Annotated in this window: 22 protein-coding genes; 5 read left to right on the forward strand and 17 right to left on the reverse strand. The window is 72.5% G+C overall.

The genetic code is table 11. The annotated features are described in order from the left end of the window. Positions 1-70 precede the first annotated feature (70 nt). Positions 71-676, forward strand: coding sequence for a TetR/AcrR family transcriptional regulator (locus tag VE614_RS11470; protein WP_324935394.1), 606 nt, complete (start codon positions 71-73; stop codon positions 674-676). 130 nt (positions 677-806) lie between these two features. Here VE614_RS11470 and kynU read toward each other — a convergent pair whose 3' ends face one another. The 10 genes from kynU to VE614_RS11520 form a co-directional block, all read right to left on the reverse strand. Then, entirely contained in the window at positions 807-1979 is a 1173-nt protein-coding gene (gene kynU, locus VE614_RS11475) for a kynureninase (protein WP_324935396.1), read from the reverse strand. Positions 1980-2109: 130 nt separating this feature from the next. Continuing rightward, a complete protein-coding gene (locus VE614_RS11480) occupies positions 2110-2949 on the reverse strand; it encodes a tryptophan 2,3-dioxygenase family protein (protein WP_324935398.1) in 840 nt (279 codons plus the stop codon). A gap of 152 nt (positions 2950-3101) precedes the next feature. After that, positions 3102-3515: a DUF3151 domain-containing protein gene (locus VE614_RS11485; protein ID WP_324935400.1), complete on the reverse strand. Its 414-nt coding sequence runs from the start codon at positions 3513-3515 to the stop codon at positions 3102-3104. Continuing rightward, a complete protein-coding gene (locus tag VE614_RS11490; protein WP_324935402.1) occupies positions 3512-4993 on the reverse strand; it encodes an MFS transporter in 1482 nt (493 codons plus the stop codon). The genes VE614_RS11485 and VE614_RS11490 overlap by 4 nt, the downstream gene beginning before the upstream one ends. Positions 4994-5077: 84 nt before the next feature. Continuing rightward, on the reverse strand, positions 5078-6109 hold the full coding sequence (fbaA, locus tag VE614_RS11495) for a class II fructose-bisphosphate aldolase (protein WP_324935404.1): 1032 nt from the start codon (positions 6107-6109) through the stop codon (positions 5078-5080). 153 nt (positions 6110-6262) lie between these two features. Further along, positions 6263-6811 (reverse strand): orotate phosphoribosyltransferase, encoded by a 549-nt coding sequence (gene pyrE / locus VE614_RS11500; RefSeq protein WP_324935406.1) that lies wholly within the window; start codon positions 6809-6811, stop codon positions 6263-6265. A gap of 10 nt (positions 6812-6821) precedes the next feature. Beyond that, positions 6822-7610, reverse strand: a complete 789-nt coding sequence (locus VE614_RS11505) for an aldose 1-epimerase (RefSeq protein WP_324935408.1) — start codon at positions 7608-7610, stop codon at positions 6822-6824. 57 nt (positions 7611-7667) lie between these two features. Then, complete coding sequence (locus VE614_RS11510) at positions 7668-8537, reverse strand: SRPBCC domain-containing protein (RefSeq protein ID WP_324935410.1); 870 nt, start codon at positions 8535-8537, stop codon at positions 7668-7670. A 119-nt stretch (positions 8538-8656) separates the two neighbouring features. Beyond that, positions 8657-10246, reverse strand: a complete 1590-nt coding sequence (locus tag VE614_RS11515; protein ID WP_324935412.1) for a polyamine aminopropyltransferase — start codon at positions 10244-10246, stop codon at positions 8657-8659. A gap of 89 nt (positions 10247-10335) precedes the next feature. Beyond that, positions 10336-10854, reverse strand: coding sequence for a DUF2617 family protein (locus VE614_RS11520; RefSeq protein WP_324935414.1), 519 nt, complete (start codon positions 10852-10854; stop codon positions 10336-10338). Positions 10855-11649: 795 nt separating this feature from the next. On the opposite strand from VE614_RS11520, the gene VE614_RS11525 reads away from it, so the two are divergent. Continuing rightward, positions 11650-12840 carry a pyridoxal phosphate-dependent aminotransferase gene (locus VE614_RS11525; RefSeq protein ID WP_324935416.1) on the forward strand — a complete coding sequence of 397 codons (1191 nt, stop codon included), beginning with the start codon at positions 11650-11652 and terminating at the stop codon, positions 12838-12840. Positions 12841-12923: 83 nt separating this feature from the next. Here the strand turns inward: VE614_RS11525 and VE614_RS11530 are convergent, their stop codons facing one another. Beyond that, positions 12924-13448: a YbjN domain-containing protein gene (locus VE614_RS11530; protein ID WP_324935419.1), complete on the reverse strand. Its 525-nt coding sequence runs from the start codon at positions 13446-13448 to the stop codon at positions 12924-12926. Positions 13449-13633: 185 nt separating this feature from the next. Then, positions 13634-16246 carry an ATP-dependent chaperone ClpB gene (gene clpB / locus VE614_RS11535; protein WP_324935480.1) on the reverse strand — a complete coding sequence of 871 codons (2613 nt, stop codon included), beginning with the start codon at positions 16244-16246 and terminating at the stop codon, positions 13634-13636. A gap of 142 nt (positions 16247-16388) precedes the next feature. Between clpB and VE614_RS11540 the strand changes: the two genes are divergently transcribed. Then, positions 16389-16808, forward strand: a complete 420-nt coding sequence (locus VE614_RS11540; RefSeq protein ID WP_324935421.1) for a pyridoxamine 5'-phosphate oxidase family protein — start codon at positions 16389-16391, stop codon at positions 16806-16808. 200 nt (positions 16809-17008) lie between these two features. Here the strand turns inward: VE614_RS11540 and VE614_RS11545 are convergent, their stop codons facing one another. Both VE614_RS11545 and VE614_RS11550 read right to left on the reverse strand, forming a co-directional pair. Continuing rightward, positions 17009-17344 carry a hypothetical protein gene (locus VE614_RS11545; RefSeq protein WP_043502721.1) on the reverse strand — a complete coding sequence of 112 codons (336 nt, stop codon included), beginning with the start codon at positions 17342-17344 and terminating at the stop codon, positions 17009-17011. Continuing rightward, complete coding sequence (locus VE614_RS11550; protein ID WP_324935424.1) at positions 17341-17556, reverse strand: hypothetical protein; 216 nt, start codon at positions 17554-17556, stop codon at positions 17341-17343. Before VE614_RS11550 ends, VE614_RS11545 begins: the two co-directional genes overlap by 4 nt. Before the next feature lie 154 nt (positions 17557-17710). Between VE614_RS11550 and VE614_RS11555 the strand changes: the two genes are divergently transcribed. After that, positions 17711-18694 carry a helix-turn-helix transcriptional regulator gene (locus VE614_RS11555; protein WP_324935426.1) on the forward strand — a complete coding sequence of 328 codons (984 nt, stop codon included), beginning with the start codon at positions 17711-17713 and terminating at the stop codon, positions 18692-18694. A gap of 377 nt (positions 18695-19071) precedes the next feature. On the opposite strand, the gene VE614_RS11560 is transcribed toward VE614_RS11555, so the two are convergent. Together VE614_RS11560 and VE614_RS11565 are read right to left on the reverse strand one after the other, a co-directional pair. Then, on the reverse strand, positions 19072-20100 hold the full coding sequence (locus VE614_RS11560; RefSeq protein ID WP_324935428.1) for a helix-turn-helix transcriptional regulator: 1029 nt from the start codon (positions 20098-20100) through the stop codon (positions 19072-19074). A gap of 302 nt (positions 20101-20402) precedes the next feature. Then, entirely contained in the window at positions 20403-21512 is a 1110-nt protein-coding gene (locus VE614_RS11565) for a sugar ABC transporter substrate-binding protein (RefSeq protein WP_324935430.1), read from the reverse strand. A gap of 232 nt (positions 21513-21744) precedes the next feature. On the opposite strand from VE614_RS11565, the gene VE614_RS11570 reads away from it, so the two are divergent. After that, positions 21745-24159 (forward strand): PA14 domain-containing protein, encoded by a 2415-nt coding sequence (locus VE614_RS11570; RefSeq protein WP_324935432.1) that lies wholly within the window; start codon positions 21745-21747, stop codon positions 24157-24159. 65 nt (positions 24160-24224) lie between these two features. Here the strand turns inward: VE614_RS11570 and VE614_RS11575 are convergent, their stop codons facing one another. Beyond that, entirely contained in the window at positions 24225-24698 is a 474-nt protein-coding gene (locus VE614_RS11575; protein WP_043502711.1) for a heat shock protein transcriptional repressor HspR, read from the reverse strand.

Here is a 24698-nt window from a genome sequence, read left to right on the forward strand (position 1 = left end):
CCGGAGGGCGACGCCCGGTGGGACCCGGAGGGGAACCCGTAGCGGGACCCGTGTGCACAAGGAGGCCGATATGTCCGCCGAACCCGGCACCGTACGTCCCGGAGGACGCACGGCGCGCGTCCGCGCCGCGGTGCTGCGCGCGGCGGGGGACGTGCTGGCGGAGCAGGGTTTCGACCAGCTCGATCTGGCGGACATCGCGCGGCGCGCGGAGGTCGGGAAGACCACCGTGTACCGGCGGTGGGGCTCGGTGACCGGGCTGGTGGCCGACCTGCTGGTGGACATGGCCGAGCAGTCGTCGCCCCGGGAGGAGACCGGATCGGTGCTCGGGGATCTGCGGGCCAACGCGTCGCTGGTCCAGCGGACGCTGGCCGACCCCCGGCAGGGGGCGCTGTTCCGCGCGGTGATCGCGGCGGCGACGTGCGACGAGCGCACGGCCGGGGCACTGCGGCGGTTCTACGAGGTGCGGGTGGACGAGTGGGCGCCGTGCGTGGAGCAGGGAGTGGCGCGCGGTGAGCTGCCGGCGGGCACGGACGCGCGAGCGGTCGTCCGGGCGGTGTCCGCGCCGCTGTACTACGGGTTGCTGACGTCCGGGGTGGTCCCCGACACCGCCGCCGCGGAACAGGCCGCACGGGCCGCCCATGCCGCGGCGGCGGCGGGGGTGTACGTCACCGGGTGAGACTCCCCGGGCCGTGCCCGGCAGAAGCGGACCCCGCCCGGCAGCCGGACCCCGCCCGGCAGAAGCACACCCCTCCCGGCGGAAGCGAGCGCACCCGGCAGCGGCGCGGGCGCGCCCGCCCGGGGGCCCGCTAGCCCACCACCTCCCCCAGCACCCGTGCCGCCCGCTCGACGTCCGCGAATCCGACGTACAGCGGCGTGAAGCCGAAGCGCAGGAGGTTCGGGGGGCGGAAGTCGCCGACGACACCTCGGTCGATCAGGCGTTTCATCACGTCACCGGCGTCGTCGCAGCACAGGGCCACCTGGCTGCCCCGCTCCTCGTGCGCGGCCGGGGTCAGGGACTCGACCCGTCCGGGGCTCACGTACTCCGCGACGCACTCCAGGAAGAAGTCCGTCAGCGCCAGCGACTTGGCCCGCACCGCCTCGACCGACACCCCGTCCCAGACCTCCAGGGCCGCTTCCAGGGCGAGCATCGACAGGATGTCGGGCGTCCCGACCCGGCCCCGCGGGGCGCCCCGCGCCGGTTCGTAGTCACCGTGCATACCGAAGGGCTCCACGTGGGAGTTCCAGCCGGGCAGCGGGGAGTCGAAACGGTCCTGGAGCTCCCGGCGCACGTACAGGTACGCCGGTGAGCCCGGGCCGCCGTTCAGGTACTTGTAGGTGCAGCCGACCGCCAGGTCCACCCCGTGCTCGTCCACCCCGACCGGCAGGGCGCCCGCGGTGTGGCACAGGTCCCAGACGGCCAGCGCGCCCGCCGCGTGGACGGCGGCCGTGAGCGACGGCAGGTCGTGCAGGCGGCCCGTGCGGTAGTCCGCGTGGTTGAGCAGCACGGCCGCCGTGCGCGGCCCGAGCACGGCCGGCACCTCGGCCGGGGTCACCGGCCTCAGCGTGCAGCCGGTCATGCGGGCCGCCGACCGGGCGATGTAGCCGTCGGTGGGGAACGTCGTGGCGTCCACGACGATCTCGTCCCGGCCGTCCCCGGCCATCCGGACCGCCGCCACCAGCGCCTTGAAGACGTTCACGCTGGTGGAGTCGCCGACCACCACCTGCCCGGCGGCGGCCCCGATCAGCGGCGCGATCCGGTCCCCGATCCGCTCGGGCGCCGTCCACCAGCCGCTCTCGTCCCAGGAGCGGATGCGCAGTTCACCCCACTGCCGGGTGACCACGTCGGCCATCCGGCCGGGGACGGCGGCGGGCAGCGCCCCGAGCGAGTTGCCGTCGAGGTAGATCACGTCGTCGAGCACGAACTCGGCGCGCTTGGAGGCGAGTTCGTCCGCCGCGTCCAGCTTCTCCGCCCGCGTCACCAGCTCGGCCGGCCCGGCCGGCCCGGTCGGCCCTGACGGCCCTGACGGCCCTGACGCCCCGGCGGACCGGGCCAACTTCGGTACCCCGACGGCCCCGACGGCCCCGACGGCCCCCGGCAGCCCAGTCGTCTCAGACATAGGACCTCGCCGTCCACAGCTCGGGGAAGACGTTCTTCCGGGCCCGCTTCTCCAGCCACGCCACCCCGGCGGAGCCGCCCGTGCCGGGCTTGGCGCCCATGGCCCTGCGGGTGGCCACCAGGTGGTCGTTGCGCCAGCGCCACACCAGCTCGGCGACATCGCTCAGCGCCTCGCCCAGCCGGGCGAGTTCGGCGCTCTCGTCACCGGAGTAGATCGCGGCCCAGACCGCCTCGACCTCGTCCGACGGTTCGTAGCGCCGGGAGACGTCCCGCCGGAGGACGGACTCGGGGACGGCGTGGCCGCGGCGCGCCAGCAGGCGCAGCACCTCGTCGTACAGGCTCGGCTCGTGCAGCGCCTTCTCCAGCTCCGCGTGGACGCGGGGCGAGCCGCGGTGCGGGACCAGCATGGACGCGGACTTGTCGCCGAGCAGGAACTCCATCCGGCGGTACATCGCGGACTGGAAGCCGGAGCCCTCGCCCAGCGCGCTGCGGTACGAGTTGAACTGCGCGGGCGTGAGCTGGCCCAGCGGCTTCCAGGAGGCGTTCAGCGCCTCCAGCTCCCGTACGGACCGTTTCAGCGCGGCGATCGCCACCGGCACGTCGTCCTTGCGGAGCGCCTTCGCGGCCGTCTCCCACTCGTGCACGACGACCGTGAACCACAGCTCCATGACCTGGGTCGTGACCAGGAAGACCATCTCTCCGGGATCGTCGGAGAGGGTGTGCTGGAGGTGGGTGAGAACATCCGCTTTGACGTAGTCCTCATAGGGGGTGGTCCCCTGGAAGTCGAGATGCGGGGTCTCGGGCTCGTGGGTTTCCTGAGCCTCGTGGGACATCGCTGTCTCCTGTTATTGCTCCGGGTAGCGGTCCGCCCCTGCCGTTACCGGCACGGGGGCCCCGGTCCCCACCCGCATCCTGCGCAAGTCCCCGCGACATCGCAAGGCCCGCCTGATCACAGACGGGCCTCACCGCGCGAACCGGGTGAAACCTAGCCGAGCGTCTGCGCCGCCGTCGGCGAGGAGTCCTTCAGGAACTGGGAGCAGCGCTCGTACTCCTCCTGCTCGCCGATCGCCTGCGCGGCGCGGGCGAGGGCGTGCAGGGCGCGCAGGAAGCCGCGGTTCGGCTCGTGCTCCCACGGCACCGGGCCGTGGCCCTTCCAGCCGCTGCGGCGCAGCGCGTCCAGGCCGCGGTGGTAACCGGTACGGGCGTAGGCGTACGACTCCACCGTGCTGCCCCGCTCGAACGCCTCGTCGGCCAGGCGGGCCCAGGCCAGCGACGAGGTCGGGTACTTCGCGGCGACCTCGGCGGCCGGGGCGCCGCCCGCCAGCAGCTCGCGCGGCTCCGGGTCGTCGGGGAGGTGGGTCGGGGGCGGGCCCCCGAGCAGGTTCTCGTGAATCGTCATGGGTTCAGTCTGTCACCGGGCGGTGCCGCCGGCCGGTGGCCCTCCAGCGGCGGGGCGTCCACCCCGCAGTGGGTACGGCACTCCGGGTGCCCGCAGTCCGGCGCGGGCCGCCGTACGGTCGCCCAGGCCAGGACCGCACCCGCCACCAGTACCCCCGCGCACCACAGCATCGCCCGGCCGAACGCGGCGTCGAAGTCGTCCGCCGAACGGTACGCCTCCGGCCCCATCCCGGCCAGCAGCGGCAGCGCCGCCACCGCGACCAGGCCCGCGGCCCGCGCGGCGGCGTTGTTGATGCCGCTGGCCAGGCCCGCCCGCGCGGTGTCGACGGAACCGAGGACGGTGGCGGTCAGCGGGGCGACCAGGGTGACCATGCCGAGGCCCAGCACCAGCAGCGCCGGCAGCACGTCGGCGGCGTACGAGGCGCCCGGCCCGACCCGCAGCATCAGCAGCATGCCCACCGCGCACAGCAGTGGTCCCACGGTCAGCGGGAGACGCGGGCCGGTCTTCTCCCCCAGCTCCCCGGAGCGGGCGGAGAACAGCAGCATGAGTGCCGTCGTGGGCAGCAGGGCCGCACCCGCGCCGAGCGCCGAGTAGCCGGCGACGACCTGGAGCTGGAGGACGGCGAGGAAGAAGAAGCCGCCGAAGGCCGCGTACACACAGAGGGTGACCAGGTTGACCGCGGTGAACTGGCGGGAGGCGAAGATGTCCGGCGGCATCATCGGGTCGGGCCGCCGCCGCTCCACGACCACGAACGCCACGGCGCCAAGCAGACCCGCGCCCGCCGTGAGCACGACGGTCGCAGCTCCCGCGTGGGCCTCGATCAGGGCGTACGTCACCAGGGCCAGCGCGAGCGCGCCGAGCGCCGCGCCCAGCACGTCGAACCGGCCGTGCGCGCCCCCGTCGGAGGACTCGGGCACGTGCCGCAGCGCGACCGGCACGCACAGCAGGGCCACCGGAATGTTGATCAGGAAGACCCAGCGCCAGCCGGGCCCGTCCACCAGCCAGCCGCCCAGGAAGGGCCCCACGGCCGCGCCGACGCCGCCGAAGCCGGACCACAGACCGACCGCCCGGCCCCGGTCGTCCGGGTGGAAGGAGGCCTGGATCAGGGCGAGGGAGCCGGGGGTGAGCAGGGCGCCGCCGACGCCCTGCAGGGCGCGGGCGGCGACGAGCACCCCGGCGTTCGGGGCGAGCCCGCACAGCAGCGAGGCCGCGGCGAACCACACCACGCCGAGCACGAAGATCCGCCGCCGGCCGAACCGGTCCCCGAGGGCGCCGCCGAGCAGGATCAGCCCGGCCAGCGTGACCATGTAGGCGTTGACCGTCCACTGGAGGACGGCGAGGTCCGCGTCCAGGTCGCGGCCGATGCGCGGCAGGGCGACGTTGACGACGGTGGAGTCCAGCAGGGCCATGCTGGAGCCGAGGACGGTGGTGAGCAGCAGCCACCGGCCCTGCGAGGAGGCCAGCCGGACGTCGGGCACCCTCCCAGGTATACAGCGAGCCCGGTGCCGTGGCACCGGGCTCGACACGTGCGGGCGTACTCGCGTACGACGCGTACGGGCGTACTACTTCAGCCTGGTGCCCGCGGACCGCAGGTTCTTGCACGCCTCGACGACACGCGCGGCCATGCCGGCCTCGGCAAGCTTGCCCCAGGTGCGCGGGTCGTAGGTCTTCTTGGAGCCGACCTCGCCGTCGACCTTCAGGACGCCGTCGTAGTTCTTGAACATGTGGTCGGCGACCGGACGCGTGAACGCGTACTGGGTGTCGGTGTCGATGTTCATCTTGACCACGCCGTTCTCCAGCGCGGTCAGGATCTCCTGCTCGGTGGAGCCGGAGCCGCCGTGGAAGACGAAGTCGAACGGCTGGGAGCCGGCCGGCTTGCCGTACTTGGCGGCGACGCCCTCGTTCAGCTCCTTCAGCAGCTCGGGACGGAGCACCACGTTGCCCGGCTTGTAGACGCCGTGCACGTTGCCGAAGGACGCGGCCAGCAGGTAGCGGCCCTTCTCGCCCAGGCCGAGCGCCTCGGCGGTGCGGATGGCGTCGTCGACGGTGGTGTACAGCTCATCGTTGATCTCGTGGGTGACGCCGTCCTCCTCACCGCCGGTGGGGGTGATCTCCACCTCAAGGATGATCTTGGCGGCGGCGGCACGGGCCAGCAGCTCCTGGCCGATGGCCAGGTTGTCGGCCAGGGTCTCCGCCGAGCCGTCCCACATGTGGGACTGGAACAGCGGGTTCTCGCCGCGCGCGACGCGCTCCTCGGAGACCGCGAGCAGCGGGCGGACGTACCCGTCCAGCTTGTCCTTCGGGCAGTGGTCGGTGTGCAGGGCGATCGTCACGTCGTACTTCTTCGCGACGATGTGGGCGAACTCGGCCAGGGCGACCGCACCGGTGACCATGTCCTTGTTGTGCTGGCCGCCCAGGAACTCGGCGCCGCCCGTCGAGATCTGGATGATGCCGTCGCTCTCGGCCTCGGCGAAGCCGCGCAGCGCCGCGTGCAGGGTCTGCGACGAGGTGACGTTGATGGCCGGGTAGGCGAACCTGCCTGCCTTCGCCCGGTCGAGCATCTCGTTGTAGACCTCGGGGGTTGCGATGGGCATCTGTCCGCTCCTTGTATGTGCGGGTGGGCGTGTGGTGCGTTTACGGCCCTGACCTAGACCATGGGGGCGACGTCATCGTCGGCCCCATCTTTCCAGACTCGGCCGGAAGGTCCACGGGGCCGTCCGAGCCGTGGGCGGCCAAGGTCGCCGGGATCAGTCGAGACCCAGCTCGTCCTTGGAGAAGGCGTACAGGTAGGGCACCCCCGCGCCCTCCTGGATCTTCTCCGCGGCGCCGGTCGCGCGGTCGACGATCGTCGCGACGGCCACCACCTCGGCGCCCGCCTCGCGCACCGCCTCGACGGCGGTCAGCGGGGAGCCGCCGGTGGTGGAGGTGTCCTCCACCACCAGGACGCGGCGGCCGGCGATGTCCGGGCCCTCCACGCGGCGCTGGAGGCCGTGCGCCTTGGCGGCCTTGCGGACCACGAAGGCGTCCAGGCGCTTCCCGCGCGCGGCGGCCGCGTGCAGCATCGCGGCGGCGACCGGGTCGGCGCCCATGGTCAGACCGCCGACCGCGTCGAACTCCAGCTCGTCGGTCAGGTCCAGCAGCACCTGGCCGACCAGCGGCGCGGCCTCGCCGTCCAGGGTGATGCGGCGCAGGTCGACGTAGTAGTCGGCCTCCAGACCCGAGGAGAGGGTCACCTTGCCGTGCACCACGGCCTTGTCCTTGATCTGAGCGAGCAGCGCCGCACGAACGTCCGTCATGCCCCACAGCTTAGAGCCGGGTCCAGCTCCAGGTCGTGGTGGCCTCCAGCGGCTCCAGCGGCGTGACCAGGCGCGGCGCGGTGTTCAGCCCGTTCGGCGGGCCGGTCTGCGGCTCCACGCACACGGCCGCCTCCTGCTCGTCGTAGACGACGACCCACTGCTCGGGGCTGGTGACCTTCAGCCGCAGGACGCCGGGCCAGGTCAGCGTCACGTCGACGCCGTCGGGCATGCCGAAGCAGTCGTCCCACGGGCCGGGCCCGGGGTCGGTCCGGCTGCCGGTCGGCAGGTGGTCGGCGCCGCGCTCCTCCTGCCAGGCGGGCTTGAAGTCGATCTCGACACCGGTGCCGCCGAGGGTGCGGTTGAACCACGGGTGCCAGCCGAGCTGCGCCGGGAAGGACGACTCGTACGTCTCGACCGACATGGTCAGCGTCAGCGCGTCCGGCGTCAGCGCGACCACCTGGGTGACCCGGCCCCGGTAGGGCCACGGATCGGTCAGGTCGTACGTGAGGACCGCCTCGTCGGCGGTGGTGCGGGCCACGGTCCATGCCGCGTCGCGGGCGGTGCCGTGGATGGCGTGGGGGGCGGCGTTGAGCGGCATCTGGTGTTCGGCGGCACCGTCGCGGAACCGGCCGTCCCGGATCCGGCCGCACCAGGGGACCATCGGGAAGCAGCCGAAGCGGTCGCCCTGGCGGAGCAGCTCGGTGCCGCCGACGCGCAGTCCCGTGACCCGGCCGCCGTTGCCGGGGGCCAGGGTCGCCTCCGCGTCGCCCGCGGACAGCGTGATGTCTTCGTTACTCACGGGACGACCCTACTGGGCCCATCAAGAGGGCGTTCCCGCCATCGGCCGGACGGTGGCTCAACGACGCCTGCGCCACGCCCGGCCCACCACGATCGCCGAGGCCACGACGAGCGCCGCCGCGGGCGCCGCCCAGCGCAGCGTGTCGCCCCGGACGACGGTCTGGGGTGCGGGCACGGGGGCGTACCGGCCGCGCGGCGGGGCGTGGTCGACCTCCTCCGCGCTGCGGCCGATCATCGTGCGGCGCGCGTGTGCGGCCTCGGCGGGCGGCTCGGCGGACTCGGCGAAGCGCCACCCGTCGGCGGCCTCCTCATCGGCGGCCTCCACGTCGTCGGCGTCCGGGTCGGTGGCCTCCACGTCGTCGGCGTCCGGGTCGAGGGAGGGGGGCGGGACCTCGGCGTCGAAGACGGAGACGTGGCCGGCGGCGTCCGCGCCGGTCGTCTCGGTCCTGTCCGCGCCGGGCGACTCGGTGGCGTCCGCGCCGGGCGACTCCGGGGCGGGGTCGGTGGCCGCCGCCGTGCCCAGGTTCTCCGCGAAGCGGTTCAGCAGCCGGGTCGTGGCGGACCGCACCGCCTCCTGCGGCAGCTCGGTGATCCGGCCGTCCGCCGTGGCCGTGCCCGCGAAGGCGAGGGCCGTGCCGTCGTCCTGGGGGCGCAGGCGGAGGGTGAGGTCGAGGGTGACCGTGCCGGTGCCGCGGGTCTCCGTGCCGTCGCCGGTGACGGCGTACGACCCGTCGTCACGCGCGGAGACCTGGACGGCACCCCGGTAGGTGATGGTGGTGCCGCCCGCCCGCAGCCTCAGCCGCCCGGCGACGGGCTCGGCGCCCGCCTCCTGCTGGAGGCCGGGGACCGCCCGGGCGACCCGCGCGGGGTCCGTGAGCGCCGCCTTCAGCCGGTCGGTCGGTACCGGTACGAACACCTCGTGTTCCATGACGTCGGAGCCTACCCAGTGACGGCTCGAACAGACCCCGTCCGGCGGCCGTCCGTCACCCGCCCGGCACGCAAGGGAGGCGGGGCGGGCCGCCCTTGCGCATGCGCGCCCGTCGCCGGTCAGCCCCGGTAGCGGGGGTGGGCCAGTGTCGACGGCGGCAGGCCCGGGATCCGGGTGGCCGCCGCCTCGGCCCGCCCGGCGGCAAGCCGCCGCGGGGTGAGGGTGTGCGGGCGCGGGGCGCCGGGGCCGGTGGCCAGCCCGAGCGGCGGGCGGAGGCCGGGGGCGGCGAGGACCAGGCCCCGGTCGCGGGCGTCCAGGTAGGGCGTGGTGTGCAGGCCCGCGGCGTGCAGGGTGCTGTCGACCGTCCACAGGACGCGGGGGCGGGCGGCCACCGGGCCGGTGTGGACCACCAGCCGGCCGCCCGGCGCCAGGGCGCGGCGGGCCAGGCCGTAGAACTCCTGGGAGTACAGCTGGGCACCGGCCGTGCGGCCCGGGCCCGGCAGGTCGGCGATCACCACGTCGTACGCCCCGTGCGGCGCCCCGCGCAGCCAGCGGAACGCGTCCGCGGCCGTCACCCGCACCCGCGGGTCGTCGTAGGCGTGGCCGTTGAGGGCGGACAGCGCCGGATCCGTGGCGGCCAGCCGCACCAGGCCCGGGTCGCGTTCCACCACCCGCACCCGCCGCACCCCGGCGAACCGCAGGACCTCCCGCGCGGCCAGCCCGTCGCCGCCGCCGAGGATGAGCACGCGGGTGTGCGGGCCGTTCATCGCGGGGTGCACCAGCGCCTCGTGGTACCGGCGTTCGTCGCGTGCGCTGACCCGCAGCCGTCCGTCGACGTAGAGGTCCAGGGGGCGGCCCCGGGTGCCACCGGTGAGGACGACCTCCTGGACGTCCGTGCGCACCGCGATCCGGACGTCCGCCCCGTACACCGCGGTGCGCGCGGCCCGCTCGAAGTCGTCGACGAGGACGGCGGCCCCGGCGAGCACGCCGAGCACGGTGAGGTTGGCGGTCAGCAGGAGCAGCCGGGCGCGCCGGGTGAGGTCGCGGCCGAACAGGCCGAGCACCAGGGCGCCGCCCGCGACGACGTTGACCGCGCCGGTGAGAAGTGCGCCGGTCAACTGGCCCATGAGGGGCAGCAGCAGGAAGGGGAAGGCGAGGCCGCCGACCAGCCCGCCGACGTAGTCCGCGGCGAACAGGTCCGCCACCGCGCCGCCCGCGTCCTGGCGGCGGATGCGCTGGATCAGCTCCATGAGCAGCGGGATCTCGGCGCCGATCAGCAGTCCGATGGTGAGCGAGAAGGCGACCATCAGGGCCCGTGGCCCGGTGGCCCACAGTCCGCCCCAGTCGCCGGTCCAGGCGAAGACGGCGTGGAGGGCCATCGCGCTGCATCCGCCGACCAGCGCGAGCACCGCCTCGATCACGGCGAACCCGACGGCGGCCCGTCGCCGCAGCCCCTTCGCGACCAGGGAGCCGATGCCCATCGCGAAGACCATGACGGACAGGACGACGGATGTCTGGGTGACCGAGTCGCCCGTCAAGTACGCCGAGAGGGCCACCAGTTCGAGTTCGTAGACCAGCCCGCAGGCCGCGCACACGAACACGCCCGCGAGGACCAGGAACCGCCCGGTTCCCGGACGGACGGGCAGCCGCGCGGGACCGCGCCAGGACGGCGGGGCGCCGGGCCGGGCCGGCGCGTGCGGTTCGATCACAACAGTGACGTTACGTCACGGGTGTGGCGCGCTTCGTCACCCACACGTGTGGACCTGGGTTTGAGCCGGGCTGCGGATGGACTGCGGCGTCAGGCGGTCACCGGCACCCGTGTCCCCACCCGGGTCCGGGTCGCCACCAACTGGCCCTCCTGCGGATACGCGTGCCACGTACGCCAGTGCACCTGGCCCTCGTGGCGCTGCGCGAGCATGGCGGTGAAGGCGTGCGGGCTGCCGGGGAAGACACCGACGAGTCCGTTGGGATGGTCGGAGACGAGGGCGAGGAGTTCCTGGGCGCGCCCCGCGAAGGAACCCGGGGACAACACCTCGACGTGGGCGGCGAATTCGTACTCCCAGTTGTCCACCCGCTTGGCCACGCCGAGCGGCAAGGGGGTGCTGCTGCCGGGGATGCACGCCACCGTCTCCGAGCAGTTGCCCCGGTCCTCCTCGAGGAGGACCTGATGGGAGGCGCCGAGCAGGCGCAACTGGAGCTTGGCGCCCTCCAGTTCGAGGTCGAGGGTGGCGAGGGCCGGCAGCGGTTCACGGCCCAGCGCCCAGGCGAGGTCGGCCGCGCGCGTGTCGGTATAGGAGGTGTTCAGGATCGTGAGCATGGATCGGCTCCGCTAGCACGCAAAGGGAGATCGACGCCGGGAGACAGGCCCGGTCAGCCCAGTCAGGAAGGGTGTCCGCCAGGACGTCCGAGGGCTGCGTTGGTGAAGTAGAGGGAATCATGAACGGTGGCGCTGCCACAGCGTTTTTACCCAACATCGGAGGGTTTCCATCCCTCAGAGGGCTGCACAGCTCAACTGTTCAACCAGGGCGTACGCCTGTGCGTCGCGAGCGCACGCCGGAGCGGGGCGCGAACGGCACGGCGCCCGCCGGTCGATTCCGGCGGGCGCCCGGTGATGCGGTTCCCCCTGTCGGAGCTCGGCTGCCCCGTGTCAGCTGCCTCCACCGCATCCGCCGCCACCGCCGCCGCAGGAGGAGGACCCGCCTCCGCAGGACGACGACGAGCCGCTCCCGCAGGAGTGCCCGCCCGAGCTGTGACCCGAGGATCCCGAGTCCGAGGAGGACGAGCCGCTGTCGCCCGCGCTCGCCGCGCCGATCACCCACCAGCTGCTGTCACCGCTGTTGTGGGTGCTGCTGCCGCCGTGTGACCCCCCGCGGCCCCCCGACCGCACCGGCCCCCGCGCCGCCGTCCGCCGGGCGCCGCGGCTCGCCAGCACGCCCACTCCGATGACGACGGCCACGACCGCCAGGATGATGCCGATGACCATGGCGTCACCCTCCTTTCCGTTCCCCCGAAGCGGCCCCCCGTGGGCGCCTCGCGTGGTGCGTGACCGGGGGATGCCCGCCGCCCGTGACGGTCAAAGCAGAGTTGAGGAAGTCCAGAGCTTCGGCGCAGGATGACCGGCATGACCTCCACCGAGCGCCCCTTCCTCAACCGCAGCCTCGCAGAGTTCGAAACGACGATCTTCGCCGAGATGTCCGCGCTGGCCGTGCGGACCGGGTCGATCAACCTGGGCCAGGGATTCCCCGACACCGACGGCCCCGAGGAGATCCGGGAGGCGGCCGTACGGGCGCTGCGGGACGGGCGCGGCAACCAGTACCCGCCGGGCCCGGGCGTCCCCGAGCTGCGCACCGCGATCACCGCCCACCAGGAGCGCCGCTACGGCCTGACGTTCGACCCGGACACCGAGGTGCTGGTGACGGCGGGCGCGACGGAGGCGATCGCCGCCGCGCTGCTGGCGTTGCTGGAGCCCGGCGACGAGGTGGTGGCGCTGGAGCCGTACTACGACTCCTACGCGGCCTGCATCGCGATGGCGGGCGGGCGGCGGGTGCCGGTGACGCTGCGGCCGGACGGCGACGCGTTCCGGCTCGACCTGGACGAGCTGCGCGCCGCGGTCACCGACCGCACCCGGCTGCTGCTGATCAACACCCCGCACAATCCGACCGGCACCGTGCTGACCCGCGCGGAGCTGGCGGCGATCGCGGAGCTGGCGGTGGAGCGGGACCTGCTGGTGATCACCGACGAGGTGTACGAGCACCTGGTCTTCGGCGACGCCGAGCATCTGCCGCTGGCGGCCTTCCCCGGCATGCGGGAGCGCACGGTCACCATCGGCAGCGCCGGCAAGACTTTCTCGTTCACCGGCTGGAAGGTCGGCTGGGTGACGGCGGCGCCCGCGCTGGTCACGGCCGTACGGTCGGCGAAGCAGTACCTGACCTATGTGGCGTCGGGGCCGTTCCAGTACGCGGTCGCCGAGGCGCTGGCGCTGCCCGAGTCGTACTTCGCCGCCTTCCGCGCGGACATGCTCGCCAAGCGGGATCTGCTCGCGGCGGGCCTGGCGGAGGCCGGCTTCGGCGTCTTCCGCACCAGCGGCACCTACTTCATCACCACCGACATCCGCCCCCTCGGCGAGAGCGACGGCTTCGCGTTCTGCCGGGCGCTGCCCGAGCGGGCGGGCGTGGTGGCCATCCCCAACGCGGTCTTCTACGACCACCGGGAGGAGGGCGCGCCGTTCGTCCGGTTCGCCTTCTGCAAGCGGACCGGGGTGCTGGAGGAGGCCGTACGGCGGCTGAAGGCGCTCGCGGGCTGAGTCCACCGGGTTTCCCACAGGCTGTGGAAAGGCGGGCGGTGCCGACGGCACCGCCCGCCCGGGTCCCGCGGCGGAAGCCGGGACTACTCGTCCTCGGGCTTGTCCGCCTCGTCGATCTCCTGCTCCAGACCCAGCTGCTCGACCAGCCACTTGTCGAACTCGATGGCCGCGCGCACCCAGCTGACCGTCGAGGAGACGAAGAACTCCAGGTTGACCCCGGGGCCGATCAGCATCTGCGCCTCGCCGATGAGGCGGACGGTGCCGTCGTCGTGGGTGTGCGTGTAGACCTTCGGCCACAGGGTGCGGCGGTTCCAGTCGTCGATCGACTCCAGCAGCTGGGGCTTGTCGTCGATCGGGTGCGGCCGGTCGTAGAACGTCCGCACCGAGAAGACCTGCTGGTCACCCTCGCCGCGGAACATGAAGTACGTACGGAACAGCTCCCACGGGGCCGCGAGGTCGCCTTCCTCGTCGACGACGTACTTCAGCTCCATCTGGTCCAGGAGCTGCTTCACAAGGTCCTGATTCGGGACGACGGGGCCCGCCGGTCCTTGGGGCTGCGGCTGGGGCTGGCCCCCGAAGTTCGGAATCGAGGACGGGTCGATGGTCACCGTGAATTTCCCTTCGTACGGATTCCGCCATCCTCCCCCATGCGGGGCGGGGCGTGGCAAGCCCCGCCGCGGCCTGTCAGCCGTCGGCTGACATGATCCAGCCGGTCAGGGCAGCGCCGGTGAGCCGGCCGGGGCACGGAAGAAGGCGCCGGGCGCCGGGCCCGTGCCCCACGGTGCCGGGCCGCTCAGAGCGTCTTGCCCAGGTCCGCCGGGTCCGGGGTGGCCGGGCCGACGATCAGGCCGTCGCCGAAGGTGTCGACGCGGACCGTGTCGCCGTCCTTGATCTCGCCGGACAGGATCTCCCGGGCCAGGCGGTCGCCGATCGCCGTCTGGACCAGGCGGCGCAGCGGGCGGGCGCCGTAGGCCGGGTCGTTGCCCTCGTCGGCGAGCCAGGCCAGCGCGTCCTCGGTGATCTCCAGGCCGAGCCGGCGTTCGGTGAGCCGCTTGGCCAGGCGGTCGATCTGGAGCCGGGCGATCCGGGCCAGCTCCTCCTTGGTCAGGGCGGAGAAGACCACCAGGTCGTCCAGGCGGTTGAGGAACTCCGGCTTGAAGGAGGCCCGGACCACCTCCAGGACCTGCTCCTTCTTCTCCGTCTCGCTGCTGAGCGGGTCGACCAGGAACTGGCTGCCGAGGTTGGAGGTCAGCACCAGGATGGTGTTGCGGAAGTCGACCGTGCGGCCCTGGCCGTCCGTGAGCCGGCCGTCGTCCAGCACCTGGAGCAGGATGTCGAAGACCTCGGGGTGGGCCTTCTCCACCTCGTCCAGCAGGACCACCGAGTACGGGCGGCGGCGGACCGCCTCGGTGAGCTGGCCGCCCTCCTCGTAGCCGACATAGCCGGGCGGGGCGCCGACCAGCCGGGCCACGCTGTGCTTCTCGCTGTACTCCGACATGTCGATGCGGACCATGGCCCGCTCGTCGTCGAAGAGGAAGTCCGCGAGCGCCTTGGCCAGCTCGGTCTTGCCCACGCCCGTCGGGCCCAGGAAGAGGAAGGAGCCGGTGGGGCGGTCGGGGTCGGCGATACCGGCCCGGGAGCGCCGGACGGCGTCGGACACGGCCTGGACCGCCTCCGTCTGGCCGATCAGCCGCTTGCCCAGCTCCTCCTCCATGCGCAGCAGCTTCTGCGTCTCGCCCTCCAGCAGGCGCCCGGCGGGGATGCCGGTCCAGGCGGCGACGGTGTCGGCGATGTCGTCGGCACCGACCTCCTCCTTGACCATGGTGTCCTTGGCGGCCTCCTCGGCCTCGGAGGCGGCCTCCAGGTCGCGCTCCAGGGCCGGGATCTGGCCGTAGAGCAGCTTGGACGCGGTGTCGAAGTCGCCGTCGCGCTGGGCTCGTTCGGCCTGCCCGCGCAGCTCGTCCAGCTTCTCCTTCAGCTCGCCGACCCGGTTGAGGGACTGCTTCTCCTTCTCCCAGCGGGCGGTCAGGCCGCGCAGTTCCTCCTCCTTGTCGGCGAGGTCGCGGCGCAGCTTCTCCAGGCGTTCGCGGGAGGCCTCGTCGGTCTCCCGGCTGAGCGCCAGCTCCTCCATCCGCAGCCGGTCGACGGCGCGCTGGAGTTCGTCGATCTCGACGGGCGAGGAGTCGATCTCCATGCGCAGCCGGGAGGCCGCCTCGTCGACCAGGTCGATGGCCTTGTCGGGGAGGAAGCGGGAGGTGATGTACCGGTCGGAGAGGGTGGCGGCGGCGACCAGCGCGCTGTCGGCGATCTGCACCTTGTGGTGGGCCTCGTAGCGGCCCTTGAGACCGCGCAGGATCGCGATGGTGTCCTCGACGCTCGGCTCGGCGACCAGCACCTGCTGGAAGCGCCGCTCCAGCGCCGGGTCCTTCTCGATCCGCTCGCGGTACTCGTCGAGGGTGGTGGCGCCGACCATGCGCAGCTCGCCGCGGGCCAGCATCGGCTTGAGCATGTTGCCCGCGTCCATGGCGGAGTCGCCCCCGGCGCCCGCGCCGACGACGGTGTGCAGCTCGTCGATGAAGGTGATGATCTGCCCGTCGGAGTCCTTGATCTCCGCCAGGACGGTCTTCAGACGCTCCTCGAACTCGCCGCGGTACTTGGCGCCCGCGACCATCGCGCCCAGGTCCAGCGCGACCAGCCGCTTGTCCTTCAGCGACTCGGGCACGTCCCCCTTCACGATCCGCTGGGCGAGCCCCTCGACGACGGCGGTCTTGCCGACGCCGGGCTCGCCGATGAGGACGGGGTTGTTCTTCGTACGGCGGGACAGCACCTGGACGACCCGGCGGATCTCGGTGTCCCGGCCGATGACCGGGTCGAGCTTGCCCTCGCGGGCGGCGGCCGTGAAGTCGGTGCCGAACTTCTCCAGCGCCTTGTACTGGCCCTCGGGGTCCGGGGTGGTCACGCGGCGTCCGCCACGCGTCTTCCGGAAGGCCTCCTGGAGCTTCCTCGCGCTCGCGCCCTGCTGACCGAGCAGCTCGGCGACCTGGCCGCCCTTGGCGGCGAGGCCGAGCAGCAGGTGCTCGGTGGACAGGTACTCGTCGCCCAGGTCGCGGGCCCGCGCCTGCGCGTCCGCGATGACCGCGAGCAGCTCGCGGTTGGGCTGCGGCGGCGCGACGGTCGATCCGGTCACGCTGGGCAGCCCGGCGAGGATCTTCTCCGCTCCGGCGCGCACGGCGGCCTGGTCGGCCTCGACCGCGGTGAGCAGGTCGGTGATGTTCTCGTTGTCCTGCCCCTGGAGCAGCGCCAGCAGCAGGTGGGCCGGGGTGAGGTCGGGGTGGCCCTCGGTCACGGCCCGGTTGCCGGCCGCGTTGATGGCGTCCCGGCTCCGGTTGGTCAGCTCGGCGTCCACGTTCGCGTTCTCCTCCTGGCGTCGGCCCGTCATCCCGTACTGACGTGGGCAACGTACACAAAGTTGAGTCTATTCCACTCAAGGAGCGAGGGGGAGGGCTCCGGCCGGGGGATACGGCCCGGGATCGGCTAGGTTCCGGACCATGGCCACACACTCCACGGACCCGGGTGCCCCGGACCCGCAGTACCTCAGCTTCTGGCGGGAACGGCATCTGTGCACGCTGACGACCCCGCGCCCGGACGGCAGCCCGCACGTGGTGCCGGTCGGGGTGACCTACGACCCCGCGGCGGGACTCGCCCGCGTGATCGCGAGCGAGTCGAGCACGAAGGTGCGCAATGTGCTGGCCGCCGGGCCGGACGGAGCACGGGTGGCCGTGTGCCAGGTGGACGGCCGGCGGTGGGCGACGCTGGAGGGCCGGGCCTTCGTGCGCACCGAGCCGGAGCGGGTGGCGGAGGCGGTACGCCGGTACGCCGAGCGCTACGGGCGGACGCCGGGCCCGAACCCGGCCCGGGTGGTCGTCGAGATCGAGCTGACCCGGGCCATGGGCAGCCGGATCCGCTGAGGACGCCCGAGGCCGGCGGAGACGGGCGGGGGCCGGGCCGCGGACAGCAGGCCCGGCGAGGTACGGGTTTCAGCCAACCGCCGATCCGGCGGAAACCCGCGCAGACCACGTAAAACACAGCGGCGTCACCGTGTTCAGGTCACGGTGACGCCGCTGCGGGGGGAAGTACCTGAGCGATCTTTTACGACGGGGGAATCGCGTCAGGCACTGCGGGGGGTGGCCGAGATGGTCATGGGGTCCGGGGTCTCCGGCTCCGCCAACCGGTGGTCACGCTGGTCAAGGTTGACAAAGATCATTCCGTACCGGATGGCACACCGTACGGGCTGGGGCGCGCCCCGGGGGCGGCGCAGGCACCGGTACGCCCGTACGTCTCCGTCCTCGTCCCGGGTGACGACGACCGGCTCACCGAACACGGTCACCATGAGTGAGTCACCGTTGTGGGGGATGGCGGTGGCCAGATCGATGAAGTGCCAGCCGGAACGGTACGCGGTGGCCATTTCACGCCGGAAGGACCGGTCGTCGGGTGGGGTGGTCATGCGTCCGCGCCCACCGGCTCCGACCAGCCGACGTCCTCGCCGCCGGCCACGACGCTCCAGCCGACGTCGCCGGGCACGGCCTCGACGGACCAGCCGACGTCCCCGGTCACGCCCGCCGCACTCTCCACCTGGGCAGCAGTCCGCCAGCCGACGTCGAGAGGACCGGCCGCACCGAAGGCCAGCGCCAGAGCAACGACGGCAGTAGCAAGCACCGAGCGAAGCATTCTCTTATTCATGGTCGGCTTCGTCCTCACTTGATGGCTTCCTCTCCCCCGCGAAACAAGACGATGGCTCATTCAGGCACGTCAATGCCACCAGGGAGATGCATCATGTTCCTGCACGTTCAGGACCCTGGGGGGTGGAGATTTGTCACCGAAGAGCACAAACCCGACACATCCTCACGGCATTACTGAGCTGTGCGCCGAAGGATCGCGGCTCTACGCCGCCGCCCTCAGCTCCGGGCGAATAGCCCGCGACGAGGTCAAGCCCGCTCCCTGCCTGCTTGAATTCGCCCTCCTCCACCCCGACCCCGATGACGCGAACTGGCTGCGCCCCGTCCCCCCGTCCATCGTGCTCGCCCAGCAACTCCAGCCGCTGGAACGGGAGATACAGGACCGCCGACGGCTCAGCGTCGACCTCACGGACACCTTTCAGCCCTTCCTCGCCATCAGTGCCCAGCAGCCGGCCGCCACCCACGCCATCACCGTCCTGGAGGGCATCGACCGGATCCACGCGGCCCTGGACGTGGCGATAGCCGAGGCCCGCACCGAGGTGCTCACCGTGCAGCCCGGCGGCAGCAGGCCGGAACACATCCTCAGCCAGGCCCTCAAGCGCAGCAAACCCCTGATCGAACGCGGCATCTCGGTGCGCACCCTCTACCAGCACACCGTGCGGCACAGCCAGAGCACCTTCGCGTACATGGAGGGCATGGCCGGCGCCAAGGTGGAGATCCGCACCCTGGAAGAACTGATCGAACGGCTCATCATCTGCGACACCACCGTCGCCTTCATCCCCGCCCAGGACGACCGGCAGGTCGCCCTGGAACTGCGGCACCCCGGGCTGGTGCAGTACCTCATCAGGGTCTTCGAGCAGTTGTGGCAGCGGGCCGTGCCGCTGATGGAGGAAGTGCCCTACGAATCAACCCCGGAGGGCATCACCGGCGTCCAGCGCTCGATAGCGAAACTGCTCATCGAAGGCCACGTCGACGAGGCCATCGCCCGCCGCCTCGGCATGAACGTCCGCACCTGCCGCGCCCACATCGCCAAGCTCGCCGCCGCCCTCGGCAGCGGCAGCCGCGCCCAGCTCGGCTACCTCATCGCCCAGTCGGGGATCCTGGACCGGGACCGCTGAGCCGGCGCCGCGACCGAACGGGTCCCGGGTGAGGACCGCGACACACCGCCACGAGGCGGAAGAGGTGTGCGAGGCGGGCCTCGCCCTGTACGCCCGGGCGCTCCAGGCCGGCCGCGTCCCGGCGGCGGAGGCCGAACAGGCGCCCTGCGCGCCCGCCCGGGGCCTGCTCCGGCCGGACGCCGAGGACAGCGCGTGGCGGGCCCGCGGCCCCCTCGACGGCCCTGCCGCGGCTGCTGCACGCCGAGGAGGACGGCATCGCCCGGCGCCGGCGTCACGAGGCCTGGCCGGCCCAGGCGTTCGCGGCGCTGCCGCCCCGACGCCTCGACGACCCGCGCTGCGGCAGCCCGAGAACCCTGCCCCGTTCGCCCTGGACGCCCTCACCGGACGCTCGGTGACTCCCGGCCCGGAGCGGTGAGTCCCGCGTCGCGTGGGGGGCCGTCCAGGCCCACCTGGGCGATCCGGACGCCGAGCTGGGTGCGGCTGGCCGCGCCCAGCGTCTCCGACAGCCGGGCGATATGGGCCCGGCAGGTCCGCACGCTGATGCCGAGCCGCTCGGCGATCACCGCGTCCTGGTGGCCCTCCGCGAGCAGGGCCGCGATGGACTGCTCCCGGTGCGAGATGCCCTCGATCCCGGTGTCGGGCAGGGCGGCGGTGAGCGGGATGGCCAGCCGCCACAGGCGCTCGAAGACGGTCACCAGGTACGCGACCAGGCCGGGGTGGCGCAGTTCCAGGGCCATCGTGCGGTCGGCGTTGGCGGGGATGAAGGCGACCGTGCGGTCGAAGAGGATCAGCCGGTCGATCACCTCGTCGAGGGTGCGGGCCTCGACCGCGTCGCCCATCAGCTCCAGATAGTTGAGCAGGCCCTGCCCGTGCCGGGCCACATGGTTGTACAGGTCCCGCATCCGTACGCCCCGCCCGCGCAGCGCCAGCGCCCGGTGCAGGCCCTCGGACAGCTCGTGCTCGCGCCGGATGCCGCCCGGCTGCACGGTCAGCACCTCGGTGGTGCAGGCCGCGGTCGCCTCGTCCAGCGCCGCCTGGATGCGTGCCGGGCCGTCCAGCACCCGGATCGCCGCCGTGCCCTCACCGCCGGACGCGGAGGGCCCGCCCAGGCCCGCGTACCACTCGAAGGCGGCCACCGCGGAGCCCACCCGCCGCTGGCTCGCGCTGATCTCGTCGTACACCCCGCGCAGCAGCCGGGTCATGACCTCCTGCGGGGAGGTCGGCACCAGCCAGTCCATGTCGTCGGGATCGGGATGCAGCAGTGCCAGCTCCAGCAGGCAGGGCACCGCCTCGGCGTCGCGGCGGGGTACGCGTCCGCGCCGTACGGCCCGGGAATACACCCGATCCCCGGCCTCGCACAGTCGGTCAGCACCGTGTGGATGCTCGTCCGTCCCGTGCCCGGCCATCGCCCATCCCACCCCCGGTTTCCACGTCTTCCGCAGCGCAACTATGCGCGGAGCGAACCTGCTCCGCAACACGCCTCTCTCCACTGTGACCGCCGGAAACCACCGGTATGCGGGAGTTCGCACCCACCCCGGTCCGTCACATTCCGACAACAGATGGCAACCGCTCGTTGCCCGCCCCCGGCGATTCCTCCGAAAAGCACCCCGCCGCACCCCGCTTCGGGCAGGAAAAAGGGGAGTTCATCCCAGTACGGCGAGAACTCCCCTTGACGCCGGGCGGCCGTGCACCGGCTCCGCCCCCGCGGCTACCGCAGACCCAGCTCCGCGCAGGCCGCGCTGTACTCCGCGGCGCAGATCTCGGAGACCTTGTAGATGCCGTCGGAGACGACCGTCTGCTTGATGTTCTCCCGGGTCAGCGCGACCACGGACACGAGCTGCGCCGGGATGCCCTTGTGGGTGGGGCTGTCGACCCGGTCCCGGGTGAGGGCGTCGAACTGGATGTCCTTGCCCTGCACCTTGGCGACGGCCATCTCGGCGGCGGCCTCGGCCTCGGCCGGGTAGGACTTGTAGACGCTCATGTACTGCTCGCCGCTGACGATCCGCTGCACGGCCGCCAGCTCCGCGTCCTGCCCCGTGACGGGCGGCAGCTTCGTCACCCCGGCGGCCTCCAGAGCCTTGATGACGCCGCCCGCCATGCCGTCGTTGGCGGAGTAGACACCGGCGATGTTGCCCGCGCCGATCACCTTGATCGCCTCGGCCATGTTGGCCTGGGCGTTCTCCGGCTTCCAGTCCTTGGTGTCGAAGGACGAGGCGATCGTCACCCGGCCGTTCAGCTCGGACAGCGCGCCGGACTTGAACTGCTTGGCGTTCGGGTCGGTGGGCGAGCCGTTCATCATGACGATCTTGTCGGACGTGTCGACCTCCGGCCCCATGGCCTCCAGCAGGGAACGGCCCTGCACCTCGCCGACCAGCTCGTTGTCGAAGGAGATGTACGCGTCGATCGGGCCCTCGGCCAGCCGGTCGTACGCGATGACCGGAATGCCCGCGTCCTTGGCCTTCTGCACACTCGCGGCGATGGCGTGCGCGTCCACCGCGTCCAGCAGGATGACGTCCACCCGGTCGTCGATCATCTGCTGCATCTGCTGCGCCTGCTTGGCGGCGTTCTGCTCGGCGTTGGCGTACTCGACCTTGCCGCGGTTCGCCGTGAGCGAGGCGACCTTCTCCCGGATGATGGGGTAGTCGAACTTCTCGTAACGGGTGTTCGCCTTCTCCGGCAGCAGCAGCCCCACCGTGACGTCGTTGCCCTTGGTCGGGGTCGCGTCACCGCCGTCGCTCGTGGCCCCCAGCATGCCGCAGCCGGCGAGCGGCAGGGCCAACGAACAAGCGGCCACGGATATGGCGATACGACGACGCATGGAGGAACTCACTTCTGCTGTCTTCCGGGGGGTGACTTCCGGACTCGGGCGCACCCTTGCGACCCATGTGACTGAAAAGCCAACGCGGCGGCGGGCCCCAGCGTCAAGGGAAACCACTTAACGAGATGACAACACCACATTCCGTTTCACCTCGTACAACCAAACCCGTCCGGCACGCGTCGTGATCACGAGGACCGCCCCGCAGGCGGCCCGATCCCGACCAGAGGACCGAATGAACCCAGCCAGACGCACCACGGCCACCGCCCTGGTACTCGCCACAGCGGGCGGCGTGCTCACCACGGCCGCGACCACCGCCACCGCGGCCACCAGTTGCACGTCCCCCGTGTTCGAGCGGCAGTTCTTCGCGAACACGACATTCTCCGGAACTCCGAAGAAGACGGACTGCGACAGCGCCATCGACCAGAACTGGGGCAACGGCGCACCCGCCTCCGGCGTACCGTCGAACAACTTCGGCGTCCGCTGGACCGTCACCCGCGACTTCGGCTCCGGCGGCCCCTTCGCCTTCTCCGCCGCCGCCCAGGACGGCATCCGCGTCCACCTCGACGGCGTCCGCAAGGTCGACCTGTGGAAGAACGTCTCCACGACCGCCAAGAAGACGGTCAACGTGACGATCCCGTCCGGCAAGCACACCCTCCGCGTCGACTTCGTCAACTGGACCGGCGCAGCCGACGTCAAGTTCACCTACGCGCCGCGGACCTCCGCCACCGTCGACAAGGTCAGGCCGCTCACCCCGGCCGGTGCCGCCGTCTCGTACGACACCGCCACCGGCAAGGCCAGGCTCACCTGGTCCCGGAACAAGGAGATGGACCTCGCGAACTACCGGGTCTACCGGCGGCTCAAGGGCGCCTCCTTCGGCAGCACGCCGCTCGCGACGACCACGTCCACGTCGTACACCGACAGCACCCTCCCCAAGACGGGCGCCGGTTACTACTACGAGGTCCGCGCCGTCGACAAGGCCGGCAACGTCTCCGGCGGCAGCGCCGACCAGCTCGTCACCACCGTCGACAGGACCCCGCCCGCCGCCCCGTTCGTGGAGATCGACGTCTGCGCGGACGATGCCACGGTCGCCGGTCCCGAGCTGGTCACCACCGCCGCGAACCAGGCCGACATCGCCGAGTACCAGGCACAGCGCCAGGACCCGGCGACCGGGACCTGGACGACGGTCTACACGGGCGCGAAGGGCGCGTTCTGCGACCGTGGCCGCGCCGCCGACGGCACTCGGGCCACCTACCGGGGCCGGGCCAGGGACGCGGCCGGGAACTGGTCGGTGTACTCCGCCGCCACCACGGTCAAGGTCACCGACGGGGTGCCGCCGGCGGTCCCGGCGAACGCCCGGGTCGCATACCGGTCCGGCGTTCCGCACCTGGTGTGGGAGGCCGCCCCGGACGCCGTCCGCTACGAGGTGCTCCAGCACGACCCCGCGACCGGCGGCTGGCTCAAGGCCCTCGGCGACACCGCCGCCACCACGCGGAACGACGTGGTGCCGCTGCAGCAGTCGGCCGTCGCCGACGAATACCGGTACGCGGTGCGCGCGTTCGACGCCGTCGGCAACGCCTCCGCGCCCGCCGTGATCACGTTGAAGATGGCGGAGCGCCCCGAGGCCATCGCGCCGTACCAGCTCACCGCGGGCCGCTGGGGCGACGCCGTCTCGCTGTCCTGGCGCAGCACCGACCCGTGGGCGGTGAACGACGCCAACCTGCCCACGTACGAGATCGTGCGGACGGATCCGGCGACCGGCGAGAGCACGACCGTCGAGCAGTGCTCGCCGATGGACGGCACGAGCGCCCCGCAGCCGCCGTCCACGCACATCGTCCCGGCCCGCGACGACCTCGACCCGGCCTACGTCACCTGGCCCAACGCGGTGGTGTACGCCTCCTGCGTGGAGGGTTCGGGCGCCTCCGAGACCACGTACGAGTACCGGATCGTCGCCGTCGACCGCCACGGGCACCGCTCCGCGGCGAGCGCGCCCGTCACGGCCGCCATGGGCGACACCGTGCGGCCCGCCCCGGTCGCCGATCTGAAGGCCGAGGTCGTCCCGATGGGTGTCCGGCTCACCTGGAACCCGCCGGCCGACGACGACGTCATCGAGTACTACGTCTGGCAGGGCACCGCCGACCCGGAGACGGGCGGGACGGTGTGGACGAGGAACTGCGTGACGGGCGACTCGCTGGCCGAGACCGAGATCCTCTGCCCGACGCTGCCGGACGGGCGCGAGCACGTCTACCGGGTGGCCGCCACCGACCGGGTCTACCTGGACGAGGGTCCGGACACCTTCCACCCGGCGGAGGTGCGGGTCACTCTGCCCGACACCCGCCCCGCGGGCTGGACCGGCACCTGGATCGGCACGGACCAGTACCCGGAACTCGCCGTCCGCTGCGGCCAGGTCCTCGGCGACCCGCCGTGCGAGAGCTGGACCGAGGCCCGTCTGGAGCGGTGGGACCCTGCCACCGCCTCGTGGATCACGCTCGCCACGGGCCCGGTGGACACGACCCTGTCCCATATGGACCAGACCGTCCACGACGACCGTCTCGGGCTGTACTACTACCGGGCCGTGTTCCGCGACGGCGCGGGCAGCGAGAAGGTCACGTGGGAGCGGGCGTACGGCATCTGGGACAGCTGGCTCTGACCGCCTGACACGTCACGAGGGCCCGGAGGTTCGGCTGAACCTCCGGGCCCCTTCGTGTGTCACGGTCAGTCGGACGACTGCTGCTGCCGCTTCGGCCGCCACACCACCAGCGCGCTGGTCTGCTGTACCTCCTGGTACGGCACCAGATCGCGCCGGTAGGAGGCGTGCACGGCGGCCTCCCGCTGACGCATGGCCGCCGCCGCCCCGTCCAGCGCCGCCTCCAGCTCCGCCACCCGGGACTGCAACGCCGCGACCTGGTTCTCCAGTTCGATGATCCGCTTGATGCCGGCCAGGTTGATGCCCTCGTCCTGCGACAGCTGCTGCACCTGGCGGAGCAGTTCGATGTCACGGGCCGAGTAGCGGCGGCCGCGGCCGGCGGTGCGGTCCGGGGAGACCAGACCCAGGCGGTCGTACTGGCGCAGCGTCTGCGGGTGCAGGCCGGACAGCTGGGCCGCCACCGAAATGACGTAGACCGGGGTCTCGTCGGTCAGTTCGTACGGGGAAAAACCCCCGCGCTGGCGGGGACGACGGCCATCCAT

The sequence above is a fragment of the Streptomyces sp. genome (assembly GCF_035645055.1).
Classification (GTDB): Bacteria; Actinomycetota; Actinomycetes; order Streptomycetales; family Streptomycetaceae; genus Streptomyces.